Source organism: Pedobacter sp. UYP1 (assembly GCF_040547305.1).
Classification (GTDB): domain Bacteria; phylum Bacteroidota; class Bacteroidia; order Sphingobacteriales; family Sphingobacteriaceae; genus Pedobacter.
This window is the reverse complement of the sequence record NZ_JBEPPL010000006.1, coordinates 317,146-331,937: the sequence shown is the minus strand read 5'-3', so window position 1 is coordinate 331,937 and position 14,792 is coordinate 317,146. Positions and strand designations below refer to the sequence as shown.

The window sequence follows — 14,792 nt, the reverse complement described above, 5'->3', positions numbered from 1 at the left end:
GAGCCGATGGTACTGCGGTAACACGTGGGAGAGTAGGTCGGTGCCAAATCTTAAAGAAAGCCTGTAGGAAACTACAGGCTTTTCTTGTTTAAAGAGGTTTTTTGTAAATCCTGTTTATAGTTTACAATCTTTTTGTAAACAAGCGCAGTAGCTTTTGATGAATAGCGCAGTAGCTTTTATTGACAAGGTTTATTGCTTTTTATGTTTAAAGACTTTTTATAGGCATAGTCTGAATATGTCAAAGAGGTTTTGTAAAATAAGCTCCGCAGTTATTTATGAATAACTCAACTCATGATAATGCTATTCATGATAAGGCAACTCGTGATAATGTAACTCGTGATAATGCAACTCATGCTGTTATCCAGGAACTACCTCATCAATTCTTGTAAACTAAATTCACCGCTTGCAAGTAAATAAAGTACATCCATTAATTATTAAGTATGGCTTGTAGCAGTGAGTGTGAAAAGAGTCTTATATTTACCTGCTATTTATACTATTTGTATTACATAACTGCTCAGACTTGCTCAAGAATCCACTCATTAAGCTTATAGATTTCTTTTACTTTCCTTTTTTACGGTTTATACCCATAAAGACATTTAGATATGGTGTAACTGGTGGTAGTAATGCGTTGCTCAATCTGACTATATTCTTTCTGAGTTACAATTATGTCTTGAAGGGAGAAGCCCTGATAATCGGAAGCTATACAATCACCTCTTACATTGGCGCAGATTTGATGGCACTTTCTGTAAGTTTTCCAGTGGGATTTCTACTGAATAAATATTTAGTTTTTCAACAGGAGGGAAGAGGTATTCAACAGCTGGGTTTATATGCATTCGTGACTGCAAGTTCATTGCTGATGAATTACGGTTTGCTGCATTTACTGGTTGGATATTTTGGCTTGTGGGCTACGCCTTCACAAGCCTTCATTATTGTATTGATGTCTGCGTTCAGTTACATCTTTCAATCGTATGTAACTTTCCGGGAACGGACATAACTTTAATTGTAAGATGAGACTTAAGGTCTTCAATAAATTCAATGCTTTTTTTCTATGCTAAAGGAATATTCTTTGTGAATTGTGAGATTGTTCCTGAAGGGTAACCTTGCTTATTCAGCCATCCCATAAACTTATCCATCCTGGCAATCATATCCTGACCGGAATTTTTACTGACATAACCTGGAAAACCAAAGCGTTCTTTATCTCTAAGGTCCGTAAATTCCCATGGGTGGAAATAGATATTGATATAATTGTCTTTCTGATAAGTTCTTTTGACCAGATGCGCATAGAACCAAAGCGGCAGGTTATGAAATGATAACCAGAAAAGTGGAAACCGCGAAATGGGGCTTACTGAGGCTGGTAATTGTAAAACGCCACTCTGGTAAAAGTATGTTCTGGAAATATGGCGGTTATTATATCTTCCGGGCAGCCAGGTTGGATTAATGGAGCTATTATATAGATAACCTGCTTTTTGTATCTCCTGTTCATCTACGGGCATCATTCTGGCCATTCTGTAGCCTGTTACCGCTACACCTGATAATTCTTCCAAGGCTAACCGGGATTCCAGTAGATGCTCTTTTTTGAAATCTGAATGGTAAACGCCATGAGAAGCCAACTCGTGGCCTTCATCGAGTATACGCTTGATAATTGCAGTTGCATTTTTTGCAAAGGTAACTGTACTGAAGAAGGTCGCCTTAAGTTTGTTCTTAGCCAGCAAATCCAATATGGTCAGGGTACCTTCAGAAGAGATTCTTATTTGTTCTTCAAAAGTGATACTTTTTCCATATTCAAAAGGCATATCAAATTCTTCAATATCAAAGCTGAGCAATATCATAATTTGTGTTTGTGCTTGTAGTTGCCGGAACGAAATTTGTAGATTTAATGATGTAGTTAGGGCGGTTTTTTGTCTGCATAAACATCTTCCCGATATAGATTCCTATAATCCCCATAATAATAAGCTGTAGTCCTCCGAAAAAGACTATTGTCATAATTGTAGACGCCCATCCATCTACTTCTATACCCATATAGACTGAGTAGAATACATAAGGAATATATAAGACGGATAACATCGAAAAAGCAAAGCCAAGATATACTGCGGTATAAAGTGGTTTGATACTAAACGAGGTTACGCCCTGCAATGCAAAACGCATCATTTTCCGAAGGTTATATTTGCTGGTGCCCGCGTGTCTTTTATGTGGAATATAATCAATTGCAATCTGTTTATAACCCATCCATTGCACCAGGCCACGGATGAAAGGTTCGTTCTCTTCAAAGTTTCTAAATACATCTATCACCTTTTTATCCATCAGCCTGAAGTCAGCAGTTCCTTCTTCAATTTGGATACTTGATAAGACATTGATCAGTCTGTAAAATAGAGATGATGATTTTCTTTTTCCATAAGGCAGACTTTTATCTTCTGATCTCCGGGTATAAACCACATCATTACCTTCTTCCCACTTTTCAAGCATCTGAATTATCAGTTCTGGCGGATGCTGAAGATCGGCATCAAGAGAAATGACACAGTCTCCTTTTGCCTGGTCTAATCCTGCTTTTAAGGCAAGCTGGTGCCCGAAGTTCCGGGAGAACTCTATATAAAATAATTTATTATTGATACTTGCCATCGTTTTAAGGATGGTTAGGGTGTGATCGGTACTGCCATCGTCAATAATTATAAATTCAGCATCATAGGCTGTATTTTTGAAAATACCTTCCAGTCTGTCGATAATGACGATTAAGTTCTCTGCTTCATTAAAAGCCGGGATAACTACAGAAACTGTTTTTTTCATTAGTTTATTATTTATTTTAACTGGTTATGAAGATATTATGATTTTATATTTTTCACCAGTGTTGATTTGATTTTTGTGTTCAAGGACTTGCACGCCCGGATCATTTCGTTGTTTGGTTTGAAAAATCATAACGGCTTCATTGGATGGTAGTGGTTTTTAAATCAAATTGCTTAAAGATCATTTGATAAGTCATGTATAACCATATGAATACACAAGGAAGAGCTTTTAACGAATAGCGGATTATATAATTGTCTCTGAAAGATCTGGAATATAAATCGGAAGAACCTAAGGTTGTAAGCAATATCGCAAATATGAAGAGAGCAATTACGATAGGTTGTATAGGTTTTTCCTGTAAAATAAACCAGATTGCCACCCCGGTAAATGCAATAATATAAGTAGGTGATTCAGACGAATTGCTAAATATAACAGTGAAAATCAGTGTTGATGCCAGGTACATCAGTCTGAATGCTGGGGACTGATATTGTTTAATTCTTAAATAAGGAAGACAGAAAAGTATAATTCCAGTAATCAGAAATGGTAAATTGGAAAGATCAGGATTCCCCGTCACTCTTCTGACTATACCCATCAATGATATATCTTGCCAGGAAACAAGTGTGGCATTTTCAAGCTGTTTAGCACTTAGAGAAAGGTACCATTCTTTATATTGTAACAAGATATATTCATGACCATAAAATAGCATCGGCAGTCCAAAGAATACGATAGCCCAGAAAATACAGTAGGCGATGAACTTTGGCTTCTCTTTAACAAAGAAGAAGAAAGCCAATCCGACAATACCGTATAGTTTGATAAATGTACCAAGCAAAATGAGACACGCTGCCCAAAAATTCTGCTTTTTATCAATTAAAGTATAGCTTAAAACAATGATTGCTGTAATCGAAGGGTTAATCTGACAGGCAAATAGCGCAGTGAGCAACTCATGTGCGATGATCCAATATACTGCATTTACTTTGGGCTCTTTCAATGGAAGTGTCTTTATTGCGTAATACAAGAAAAGACTGTTTGCGAGTTCCCAGAAAAACATCCCCAGAAATTCAGGCAACTTAGCAAAAGGTGCAATGATCAAAGAGAACAATGGACCATAATGATTCATATCTGCATATTCAGGATACCTGCCAAATAAGGATACATGATCATTGGCATGAAAATAAGTATAAATAAAGATCAGATAGTTATTATGGGAGGTGCCTGAATGATATTGTCTGTAGGAGGTAATAGCAGGGAGCAGAATAAAAATACTGAGAATAAATAGCCGGTTATTAAAAAGCTTAGTTAAATTAGCGGCCAAGCTTGATTTCATTTGTGTAGTCAGAAGTGGCATTAATTCTATTGTATTAAGAGATTTGCAATCGTAAAGTTACAAAAGTAATCTTGCAAAAGAAGAACCTGGGATTGAAGACCAAAAGACATCTTGGAAATATTGCCTGTTTTAGACATATCTATCATTTTCCTGCTTATCTATTGACCTCAATATGTATACTTTACTCCGTGAAAATATAGCAAAACACATTTATCTGACGGATGATGAATTTGAGCAGTTTTCGGCCCCTTTTTATTTACAGAAAGTGCAAAGGAAGCAGATGTTGTTGCGCGAGGGAGAGATTTGTAAGTTTGAAGGCTTCGTCAATAAGGGGTGCCTCAGGGTCTTTTATCTGGATGAATCCGGATTTGAAAAAGTATTATATTTCGCTGTTGAGGGTTGGTGGATTACTGATATAGATAGTTTCACTAATCAATCGGCCTCTATTCTAAATATTGAAGCGTTGGAAGATAGTGAGATATTAATGATCACTTTTCCTTATAAAAATATCTTATATGACACGTTGCCTAAAGTGGAGAAACTATTTAGGATAATGACACAAAAGACACACGCAGCTTTGCAGCGCAGAATGATTTCTTCGTTGAGTAAAACTGCAGATAAGCGGTACCTGGAATTCATCACAAAATATCCTCACCTTGAACAAAGACTTTCCCAGCAACAGGTCGCTGCATATTTAGGGATATCCCACGAATTTCTTAGTAAAATCAGGAAAAAAGTAGCTAAACTGAGATAGTTTAGCTCTGGTTTTAGAGCGTTTGTTTTTTTGAACTAGTTCAACTTTTCCTATCCGGGGATAGCATATTTTTGTATAAACATTAATAATTATGCCGGCTTATAAAATTAACCCTTTCTTTATGCTTTTTGGATTTCTGACAGTTGCAGCAATATCGGCTTGTAACTTGAAGGACAATTCACCAGGTGTCTCCACCGATCCTTCGGTAAGCAATGCTGAACATGATTTGATTGGCAGAACTGGAAAAATCACTTATGAAAAATTTCAGGCTGAAGTAAATTATCTCAATGATTCTACTTTACATTGGAAAACGGTAGATGCAAAAGGAGCGGTTGCTGAGGAATCTGAACGCGTATCTTATCAAAAACTTAATGATCATTTGTATTTTCTGAACTGGATAGAAGATAGTGGGCTTACTGTAAGTCAGGTGATTGATACGGAGGAAATGAAAGTTACTGCCTATCTGACTTATAAGGATACGACAGCACTTTCTGGCAGAAAGACGGAATTTCTTCGTGGCAAATTCGAATATATTAACAATAAGTAAGATGGAAAAGAAACTGATTTACGTAATGGACCCGCTTTGTGGCTGGTGTTACGGTAATAGTAAGCATACGTTAGCACTTTTTGAGGCTTATAGGGATGTACTGGATTTTGTAATTGTCCCGGGTGGGATGTGGGCGGGACCAAATTCGAGGGTTCAGTCTCCAAAAAGGGCAAGCTATTTTCAAAAGCATGATGAGCGGATTGCAACGCTAACTGGTACTGTATTTGGTGAAGCGTATTTTCAATTTATTCATCAGCAGGAAGTTAAACTTGATAGTGAAATACCTTCGAGGGCTATAGCTACAGTTCAAAAATTCTGGAATGTAAGGACTGTTCCCTTTATGGTTGCTTTACAGCAGGCCAGGTATAGAGATGGTAAAGATCTGAATATGGATCAAACTTATTTGGAAATTTGCCAGGGGCTTAGCATAGATCAGACTGAGTTTCTACTACATTTCCATAGTGATGCTATGAAACGGGCTACTCAGGAAGCTTTTAGCGATGCGATTCAATATGCATCTTCCTATCCTACTTTATTGTTTGAAGCGCAGGGGCAGTTGACTTTATTGGAACAGGGCTATTCCTCTTTAGCAGAAATTACTGAGAATATTGATCGTTTGATAGAAGAAACGAATACTGATTTTATCAAAGGCTCCATCTAACAGAAAAAAAACAATAAATAAATAGATGACAACAAATCTCTTAATTTCAGCATTGGTGCTTACTTTCATCGTTTCGAAAACAGAAGCACAAAGTATAAAAAATATAGAAACAAGTCCGTTAAAACTAACGGTTTATAATGCACCAGAAACGAGTATGGGTGTTGCTTCTGTAATTGTTAGTGGTAAAATTGATGCGATCCTGGTGGATGCGCAATTCACTTTACCAGAAGCAGAGCGGCTTGTTGCTGAGTTAAAAAAAACTGGCAAAAACTTAAAAGCTATTTATATTAGTCATGGTGATCCTGACTTCTATTTTGGTCTTGAAGTGATCAAAAAATACTATCCTGAAGTCATTGTATATGCTACTGCGCAAACAGTAGAACATATCAAAGAAACAGCGCAGGGGAAATTAGATGTCTGGGGACGGCAGTTAAAAGATGCAGCACCAAAAAATGTAGTGTTACCACAAGTACTGAAAGGCAAAAGCCTGGAGTTGGAAGGTCAGAAATTAGAAATATTAAGTACTGAAGCTTCGCCGGAAAAATCTTTTGTCTGGATTCCATCAATCAGAGCAGTAATAGGAGGAATTAATGTTTTTGGAGATAACTTCCATCTTTGGCTTGCTGATGATGCCACTGCAGCGAAAAGGGTGGAGTGGATTGCTGTTTTGAATAAAATCATTGATTTAAAACCTGAAGTCGTTGTTCCGGCGCATGCTGCTGCCGGTGCAGCGATGAACTTAGCTTCTGTAAATTATACGAAACAGTATCTTGAAGTTTATGAACAGGAATTGAAGAAAGATAAAACTTCAGCAGGTTTAATTGCTGCCTTGAAAAAACGTTATCCCAATGCTAAGTTCTTAATGGCATTGGAGTTAAGTGCGAAAGTAAATACTGGCGAAATGCAGTGGCACTAAGTATTTATTTATAGGGGTAGGTGCACTGCACCCGCCCTTTTATTTTGTTGAGCTGTTTCCATTTTGCTCAAAGAAGTATAGAATCAGCATAGTGGCTTTCTGATCGGAAGTGTTTTTAGGCGTATGTGGTAAACGTCCGTCAAATAACATCGAGTCGCCATCAGAAAGGCTGTAAGTTTGATCTTCAAAAATATAATCTACTTTTCCCGATAAGATATATTTGTATTCAAATGCTTCGGTAACCACCATTGGCCTGGTTGCATTGGGTTCAAGTTCAAGCAACACGATATCAACGGTTGAGTTTTTAAAGGTCTTTGTAAAAATGCGCTGATATAAAAACCCCAGAGCCTGCTCTTTTTCGAACGGCTCGTATTCATTTTTTCTTTTAATGAGGACGGGACTAAGTTGGCTGCTAGCTGATATATCTTTGAAAAACTGATTTAAATCAACATCTAAAGCGCTTATAATATCTATCAATACCATTAAAGATGGCACTGTACGGTTATTTTCAATCTGTGAAATCAGGCCTTTGCTTACACCTGCTAGATCAGCAAGTTCCTGTACCGTTGTATTCCGCTCTCTTCTTATTTCTTTTATCCTGGTACTTATCTTAAGTATAATATTCTCTTCCATAAAGGGGGCAATTGCTCAAACTTAAGAAATTCGGCAGAGTTTAATAGTTAATAATCGTTAAAACTGTATTAAATGACGAATGGGAGAGCTAAATATTGTAAAGTTGTTTTATACTTGCTTCTGCATATCCGGCACTTGCGGTCATTCCTTTGCCCCCAATACAAGTACGGATATGGATACGGTTATCAATATCATATTCTAAAATATGTTTATCGGGATGCTGAGGGTAAAATCCAGCCCAGGTAGTCGCGATATTCCGTACATCAAAATTTACAATCCTGCTGGCTTCTTCAAGCATCAACTCATTAATATATAAATTCAGGTTAAAACCAAGGTTGTCAAAATTGGTAGCTGAAGCATATTCATGGGAGTCGCCGATGATGACACTGCCGTCTGGTGCTGTTTTGAACAGCAGGTGAATACCGTAGGCCTTTAGCTCTTCATAATGCGCGGGCAGTGGGATTGTTTTAAAAGAGGGACAGTATTCTTCAAAGCTTTCGTACCTGCGAATTGTTAAACCGGTGAGTATATTCCCAGTAAGCCCAATGTTTTTTACTGGCGTAGTACGCATCATTTGAAGTTTACTGATCACCTGTCCGCTCGCTTTGAATAATTCTTTGAATAATAGCTTGAACTCATAGCCATTGCATAATATGGCTTTTGTGGCTTTGAATTTGTCTCCATTGGTTAAACGTACTTCTACGTCATTCGATGCTGAGTAACAATCTACAACGGGAGAATCATATAAAAGCGTAAAGTGCTCAAATTTTGTCTGCATATATTCATGAAGACGGTGGATCATCAAATTTGGTTCGACACTGATTTCCTGATCGAAAAATAATGCTTCTTTGGCGTAAGATTCTTGAATAGATGGGTATTTCTTCAGTATTTGGTGTTTATTCAATAAGGAATGTGAATAACCTAAGGTATCGTAATAGGTTTTTAATTCGTGGATCAGGGTTTGTTCATCAGGATCAGATGCGATATATACGCTGCCGTTTTTCCTAACGGAGATATCAAATTCACGCTGTATTTCCTGATAAATTTCTACAGACCGTAGTCCGTAATTGAACCATTCACCTGTCATTCCAGAAGGAATTACCTGGCCAAAGTTTCTAACAGTAGCACCAACCGGAAAATTATCTTTTTCCAGTTGGAGTACTTTTTTTCCTTTTTTTAAGGCATGGTAGGCATGGAATGTACCTAGGATACCTCCGCCAATAACGATTAAATCATATGGAACATTATTCATTTTATTCCTGTATTTTATGCTTTGATAATTGCAAGCAACTCTGAAATATCATCAATGATATGTGTTGGGTGATGTGGTTCAAGTTCTGCTCTTGTAAAAGCGCCGGTAGTAATTCCGACTACGTATTTACAATTTGCGTTGATACCTTCATTTATATCGACTTCTGTATCTCCGATTTTAACTACATCATCTGTTGGAAGCAGGTCCAGGTCAGCTTTCATTTTATGGATCATGTCCGGATATGGACGGCCATTTTTCACATCGTCACTGGCAACCATAATGTCTATCTGAATTTCCCAGTTCAGACGGCTGATAATTAGTTCTGCAATGTTCCTGGAAAAACCTGTATCCAGGCCAATTTTAATACCCATATTTCTAAGCTGTTCAAAAGTGCTTTCAACATTTGGAAGTGGTTTGATTTCATGAGAATGGGTGTAAAATTCCAGCATTATATTTACAAAATCAGTATGTATCCGGGCTATTAAATCTGCATTGATTTTTTGAGTATCAGTTTCATATTTGTCCAGCATCATTTGAATAGCAAGAGGCTTTTCATAACCCATCAGTGGATTTACATCTTTCAATTCCACGTTATATCCCTGCTTTTTCATCGCCTGCTGAAATGATAGGGCTACGTAATTTTCATCGCTTACGGTTGTACCCGCCATATCAAACACTACTAATTTTATTGACATTACTTATAATTTTTTATTGTTTACAATTATAGGGCTATTGTTTAATATAAGTAAACAATGTGATGTTATTTAATTGTTAAGTTTTCAGTAATTCTTATTTATTGAAAGCTTCGGTAACAGGTTTTCCACGCCAGCTCTGTGGCTCTTTTAAGCCTAACAACCACGCAATGGTAGAAGCGGTATCGTAAGTAATAATTACATCTTTAATTTCATGTCCTTTTAATACACCTGTACCGTTGGCAATCCACGGAATTTGTACTTCGTCCAGTGATTTACCACCATGTCCTTTACCAGTACCGCCATGATCGGCCGACAGGATAATAATAGTTTCATTGGCAATACCTGCTTTTTTTACAGCGTCAACAATTTTTCCTATTCTTTTGTCCAGGTTTTCTAATTCTGCATAGTAAGCCGGAGTTCGGTGACCAATTTTGTGTCCTGTATTGTCAGGCTCTGAAAAATGCACGAAAGTTAATAAGGGCTTTTCTTTGATAATAAGTGCAGCCGTAGTATCTGCACAGAAATTATCATTATCCCCATCCGGCCCTGGAACAACAAAGCTAATGGCATCTTTTTCAATCAATGGACCTATACCTTGCCAGCTGTAAATAACGGCAGTTTTTGCTTTGGGTTTCTGCTGCTTAATTAAAGTAAAGATTCCGGGAAATAAGCCGTAAGGTGATTTGACAACAGAAGGTATTTCAGGAACCGCGCTATCCCATTCGGTATAGCCATGTTCGGTGGGACCGGCTCCCATGAGCATGGAGGCCCAGTTTACTGCACTTGATGAGGGTAACACTGTGCGGGCCTTTAAAGACCAGGATCCGGTATTCATTAACTGTTTCAGGTTTGGCATTTTCGCATCGGGTATAGCGTAAGCTCCAAATCCGTCACAGCCAATCAAAATAATGTGTTTAATGTTTTTCGGTTGTGCTTTAAGTTGAAAACTTATACACAATACCGTAAGCAAGAATAAAAGTTTTTTCATACAATGAGTTTTGGTTTATATGTAAGTATAGCAAAACTAAACTTAGTTTATAAATAATGATGTTAACTTTTGTTAAGTATATGTAAACAATCGTCATTTTGTTTCTTTAGCACCATAATTGCTTAATACTACTTTTCACTATTACCTAATCAACAAGAATCTTTATGAAACAAAAATTACCACTGCCATTATGGACAATAGTAACACCTGTTATAGCCTGGCTGGCTTATTTCGGGATTTCTCTGGATCTTGGTATACTTTATACCTTTTTTCTTGCAGCTGTACTAATTGGTGGAGTACTTGCTGCTGTACACCATGCTGAAGTTGTAGCGCACCGGGTCGGTGAACCATTTGGTACTTTATTACTCGCATTAGCGATTACCATTATAGAAGTTGCATTAATTGTTTCTTTGATGTTGACCGGAGGGCCTGACGTAGCTGAACTTGCCAGAGACACAGTACTTGCGGCCGTTATGATTATTTTAACTGGAATTGTTGGGTTAAGCCTGCTTGTCGGTGGCGCTAAATTTAAAGAGCAAGTATTCAGTTTGCCAGGAGTTAGTGCTGCGCTGGTTACGCTTACAGCGATCATGGTACTTACTTTAATTCTTCCAAATTACACCACAAGTAAAGCCGGGCCACAATATACCCAGGTTCAGCTGATTTTTGTAGCCGTAATTTGTTTGGTTTTGTATGGATCTTTTGTCATGGTTCAGGCGGTTAGGCACCGTGATTATTTTTTGCCTCCCGAAGCTGATGGAAATGAGGATGCACATGCTGAACCACCTACAAAAAAAGTGGCATTAATGAGTGCTTTTTTATTGGTACTGTGCTTGGGGATTGTTGTATTACTGGCAAAAGCCTTAGCGCCGGATATTGAAAACACTGTCGTAAATATGGGTGCACCAAAATCTTTAGTTGGTGTAATTATCGCAGCTGTAGTTTTATTGCCCGAAGGACTTGCTGCTTATCGCGCTGCCAAAAAGAACCGTTTACAGACCAGTCTTAATCTGGCACTGGGCTCTGCGCTTGCGAGTATCGGCTTAACGATTCCTGCGGTTGCAATTGTTTCTATTGTAACCGGTATGAGTATTACTTTAGGAATTGATATGAAAGCAACCGTATTATTGTTGCTCGCTCAGTTTACAATTATGCTTTCGCTGGCTACCGGCCGGACAAATATCTTACAGGGTATAGTACTGCTGGTCATTTTTGCGGTATACCTTTTCACCATCATTGCTCCTTAATTTGAGTTGATCATAAGCAGGTTTCTTCAGGAAACCTGCTTTGTTTTTACTATTCTGAATATTTTTATATATTAATAATTAATATTGATTAATTTTAATGCCTAAATATTTATGAGCATGTCCGGTAGCCAACAAACAAATCCACAAGCTGTTCTGCATTTATTGATCAAAAGCATTGATGCCAAAGTAACACGTGAAACCAGCAATCAATGTGTTATTGATCATCCGGAATACCCAAGTCTTTTAGCTATCAGTGATTGTTTAACGGACTGGGGAATTGAAAATGAAGCTTACCGGATGGATAAGGGGGAATTTAATGCGGCTGGTATGCGCTTTCCATTTATTGCACATTTTCCAGAAAAGGGTGGATATTTTGTACTGGTGCATCAGCTCATCAATCAGACGGTCCTGTTTTCTGATGAAGACAACTATAAAGGAACAATGGACGAAAAGATATTTTTGGACCGCTGGAGTGGTATTACTTTAACTGCAGAAACTACGATAAAAAGCGGAGAAAAAAATTATCAGCAAAACCGGCTAAGCTCTTTTATTAAAGATTTATTATTGCCGGCTTCATTAGTAGTTTTATTAGGAAGTATATATCTTGTTTTTTTTCAAAAGTCCTTTAATCTATTTCATTTTCTTTTAAGCCTGGTGAAATTGACCGGGTTGGGGGTAAGTATACTCTTACTGGTTCAAAGTATTAATTCAAATAATCCCTTTATACAAAATCTTTGTAAACTGGGCGGCAAGGATGGATGCAACGCAATTCTCAAAACTGATGCGGCAAATTTAACTTCTTGGTTAAGCTGGAGCGAAGTAGGGTTCTTCTACTTTGGAGGCTCATTACTGTTGTTATTACTGAGTCCGCAGACCATCGGCATATTGGCTTGGCTTAACTTATTTGCAATGCCTTACACTATTTATTCACTATCCTATCAATACCGCAAGCAGAACTGGTGTATTCTTTGTTGCCTGGTTCAGGCTGTGCTCTGGTTAGAATTCTTTATATTAATTTTTTTGAGTGGGGGCGGTATTAGTACAGTTTACAACCTTTCCAATATTTCCTCTTCCTTGTTTTATTTATTACCACTGGCCTTTTTATTTCCAATTGTTGTCTGGGGGTTTCTCAAGCCATTCTTTTCCAATGCTGCACAGCTGATCCCTTTGCAGGAGCAGTTGAAGAAATTTAAATACAATATTGAATTATTTAACCAGGTACTAACCAGCCAGCCTCGTTATGCCGTAACAGATGAATTGATGCCAGTATTATTAGGTAATCCTGAGGCGGATAATGTAATCACTATTGTTAGTAATCCATATTGTGAACCTTGTGCTAAAGCGCACCAGGTAATGGAAGATTGGATAGAGCGACGTAACGATGTGCAGTTAAAAGTAGTTTTCTCTACTGTGAATGAGGATAATGACATGCGGACTAAAATTGCAAGACATATGACGGCCTTACAATTATTGGATAATAAAGCAATAGTGAAAGATGCGCTGAACGAATGGTATGCTGAAAATAATCGAAATTACGATAACTGGGCCTTAAAATATCCTGTAAGTTTTAATAGTGAAATGCGTGAAGTAAGTAAAAAGCAGCGGGATTGGTGCAATATGGTAGATATTACTTTCACACCAACCATTTTCGTTAATGGTTATAGGTTACCAGAGCCTTATACTTTAGAAGATGTTAAGTATTTGATTAATTAAGGCTATTATACTTCGTCAAAGCAGGAGAAAGAGCAAATGCTGATAGTTAATTTTTCACTTACTGAGATCTCATGGGTATATTTCATCGGCGCTGGTATGTAATTTATACGCGGCCACAGCTAGAAAATAAAATATCTGATTATTTATCGCAAAAGGGAATTGAATTTTTCTTTCCGGCTATTAAGGATGTCAGGCAATGGAATGACAGGAAAAAGATCATCAATAAACCATGACTTTAAACAACTGGTGCAGCTCTGTAAATTGCAGCCTGAGGAATGGAGCCAGCTTGCTAAAGGGGCCATGAATGAGGATTTTTCGTGGGAGAAAATAAGAACAGTTTATTTTCGATTTTTTGATCAGATCGAAGAGGGACTTATTGTTAAATAAATAGAAGAATCATTGTAGTAAATTTAATTTTAACCTTAAAAAAATGAAGAAGATAAAACTTTTCTGTATCCCTTATGCTGGAGGATCAGCTACAATTTATAATAAATGGAAGGGTCATCTAAGTCCATCTATTGAGCTGAATGCGATTGAGCTTGCTAGCCGGGGAAGCAGAATGCAGGAAGGATTGTATCAGAATATATCTGAAGCTGTGGAAGATATTTTTAAATTCATCAGCAAAGATATTCATCAGACTCCTTATGCAATATTTGGACATAGCATGGGTGCTATGTTATCTTATAAGCTTGTTCAAAGAATCAGAGATGCCGGTTATATAGAACCGGTGCATATATTTCTTTCGGGGCGCGGAGCGCCGGGCATCAAAAGAGATGATAAAAAGAAATATCATTTAATGAATGAGGAAGAATTTAAAGAGGCAATAGTTAAGCTGGGCGGGACCCCCCCGGAATTTTTTGAACATCCTGAATTAATGAACTTGTTCCTGCCTTTATTAAAAAATGATTTCAAATTATCTGAATCAGATGATGTTCACGCAGACCTTAAACCATTTGATCAAAATCTTACAGTTTTTTTGGGAAAAGATGAAGATTTAACACCTGAGCAGTGTGATAGCTGGAAGAAACACACTAATAAACTTTGTAATATCCATTATTTCAATGGCGGACATTTCTTTTTGCATGATGAAACAAAACAGATTACCAAAATAATTAACAATGTCTTACTGGATAGGGTCTATGAATAATTAAAATGTACTATGAATAATAAAATGTACTATGAATAATTAGAATAGTAACAGGGATTTGCTGTATGGAGCAATGTATAAAAAAATGCATAAATGGGATTTAAGTTTAAAACTTAGATCCCATTTTTTTTGAAATTTCT

At 37.3% G+C, this 14,792-nt stretch carries 16 protein-coding genes; 9 read left to right on the top strand and 7 right to left on the bottom strand.

What is annotated here, in order from left to right; translation table 11 throughout:
• The first annotated feature begins 520 nt into the window (after positions 1-520).
• Positions 521-994, top strand: coding sequence for a GtrA family protein (locus tag ABIB30_RS15010; RefSeq protein WP_354303338.1), 474 nt, complete (start codon positions 521-523; stop codon positions 992-994).
• A gap of 52 nt (positions 995-1,046) precedes the next feature.
• On the opposite strand, the gene ABIB30_RS15005 is transcribed toward ABIB30_RS15010, so the two are convergent.
• The 3 genes from ABIB30_RS15005 to ABIB30_RS14995 all read right to left on the bottom strand — a co-directional run bounded on the left by ABIB30_RS15005 (position 1,047) and on the right by ABIB30_RS14995 (position 4,099).
• Positions 1,047-1,829 carry a polysaccharide deacetylase family protein gene (locus tag ABIB30_RS15005; RefSeq protein ID WP_354303336.1) on the bottom strand — a complete coding sequence of 261 codons (783 nt, stop codon included), beginning with the start codon at positions 1,827-1,829 and terminating at the stop codon, positions 1,047-1,049.
• A complete protein-coding gene (locus ABIB30_RS15000) occupies positions 1,810-2,781 on the bottom strand; it encodes a glycosyltransferase family 2 protein (protein ID WP_354303335.1) in 972 nt (323 codons plus the stop codon). The genes ABIB30_RS15005 and ABIB30_RS15000 overlap by 20 nt, the downstream gene beginning before the upstream one ends.
• Positions 2,782-2,917: 136 nt before the next feature.
• Positions 2,918-4,099 carry a glycosyltransferase family 87 protein gene (locus tag ABIB30_RS14995; protein WP_354303333.1) on the bottom strand — a complete coding sequence of 394 codons (1,182 nt, stop codon included), beginning with the start codon at positions 4,097-4,099 and terminating at the stop codon, positions 2,918-2,920.
• 172 nt (positions 4,100-4,271) lie between these two features.
• On the opposite strand from ABIB30_RS14995, the gene ABIB30_RS14990 reads away from it, so the two are divergent.
• The 4 genes from ABIB30_RS14990 (at position 4,272) to ABIB30_RS14975 (ending at position 6,977) form a co-directional block, all read left to right on the top strand.
• The gene (locus ABIB30_RS14990) at positions 4,272-4,853 is read left to right on the top strand and encodes a Crp/Fnr family transcriptional regulator (protein ID WP_354303331.1); all 582 of its coding nucleotides are present in this window, start codon (positions 4,272-4,274) and stop codon (positions 4,851-4,853) included.
• A gap of 91 nt (positions 4,854-4,944) precedes the next feature.
• A complete protein-coding gene (locus tag ABIB30_RS14985) occupies positions 4,945-5,400 on the top strand; it encodes a MoaF-related domain-containing protein (RefSeq protein WP_354303329.1) in 456 nt (151 codons plus the stop codon).
• Between the two features lies 1 nt (position 5,401).
• Positions 5,402-6,061, top strand: coding sequence for a DsbA family protein (locus ABIB30_RS14980; RefSeq protein ID WP_354303327.1), 660 nt, complete (start codon positions 5,402-5,404; stop codon positions 6,059-6,061).
• 25 nt (positions 6,062-6,086) lie between these two features.
• Complete coding sequence (locus ABIB30_RS14975; protein WP_354303325.1) at positions 6,087-6,977, top strand: MBL fold metallo-hydrolase; 891 nt, start codon at positions 6,087-6,089, stop codon at positions 6,975-6,977.
• Between the two features lie 39 nt (positions 6,978-7,016).
• On the opposite strand, the gene ABIB30_RS14970 is transcribed toward ABIB30_RS14975, so the two are convergent.
• The 4 genes from ABIB30_RS14970 to ABIB30_RS14955 form a co-directional block, all read right to left on the bottom strand.
• Complete coding sequence (locus ABIB30_RS14970; protein WP_354303324.1) at positions 7,017-7,610, bottom strand: helix-turn-helix domain-containing protein; 594 nt, start codon at positions 7,608-7,610, stop codon at positions 7,017-7,019.
• Between the two features lie 88 nt (positions 7,611-7,698).
• A complete protein-coding gene (locus ABIB30_RS14965) occupies positions 7,699-8,862 on the bottom strand; it encodes a TIGR03364 family FAD-dependent oxidoreductase (protein ID WP_354303322.1) in 1,164 nt (387 codons plus the stop codon).
• A gap of 14 nt (positions 8,863-8,876) precedes the next feature.
• On the bottom strand, positions 8,877-9,557 hold the full coding sequence (locus tag ABIB30_RS14960; protein ID WP_354303320.1) for an HAD hydrolase-like protein: 681 nt from the start codon (positions 9,555-9,557) through the stop codon (positions 8,877-8,879).
• Between the two features lie 94 nt (positions 9,558-9,651).
• A complete protein-coding gene (locus ABIB30_RS14955) occupies positions 9,652-10,545 on the bottom strand; it encodes an alkaline phosphatase family protein (RefSeq protein WP_354303318.1) in 894 nt (297 codons plus the stop codon).
• A 164-nt stretch (positions 10,546-10,709) separates the two neighbouring features.
• On the opposite strand from ABIB30_RS14955, the gene ABIB30_RS14950 reads away from it, so the two are divergent.
• The 4 genes from ABIB30_RS14950 to ABIB30_RS14935 all read left to right on the top strand — a co-directional run bounded on the left by ABIB30_RS14950 (position 10,710) and on the right by ABIB30_RS14935 (position 14,652).
• Positions 10,710-11,792 carry a calcium:cation antiporter gene (locus ABIB30_RS14950; RefSeq protein WP_354303316.1) on the top strand — a complete coding sequence of 361 codons (1,083 nt, stop codon included), beginning with the start codon at positions 10,710-10,712 and terminating at the stop codon, positions 11,790-11,792.
• Positions 11,793-11,909: 117 nt separating this feature from the next.
• Entirely contained in the window at positions 11,910-13,505 is a 1,596-nt protein-coding gene (locus ABIB30_RS14945) for a thioredoxin domain-containing protein (protein ID WP_354303314.1), read from the top strand.
• A gap of 71 nt (positions 13,506-13,576) precedes the next feature.
• Positions 13,577-13,738 (top strand): transcription termination/antitermination NusG family protein, encoded by a 162-nt coding sequence (locus ABIB30_RS14940; RefSeq protein WP_354303312.1) that lies wholly within the window; start codon positions 13,577-13,579, stop codon positions 13,736-13,738.
• A 197-nt stretch (positions 13,739-13,935) separates the two neighbouring features.
• Complete coding sequence (locus ABIB30_RS14935; RefSeq protein WP_354303311.1) at positions 13,936-14,652, top strand: thioesterase II family protein; 717 nt, start codon at positions 13,936-13,938, stop codon at positions 14,650-14,652.
• The last annotated feature ends 140 nt before the right edge of the window (positions 14,653-14,792 follow it).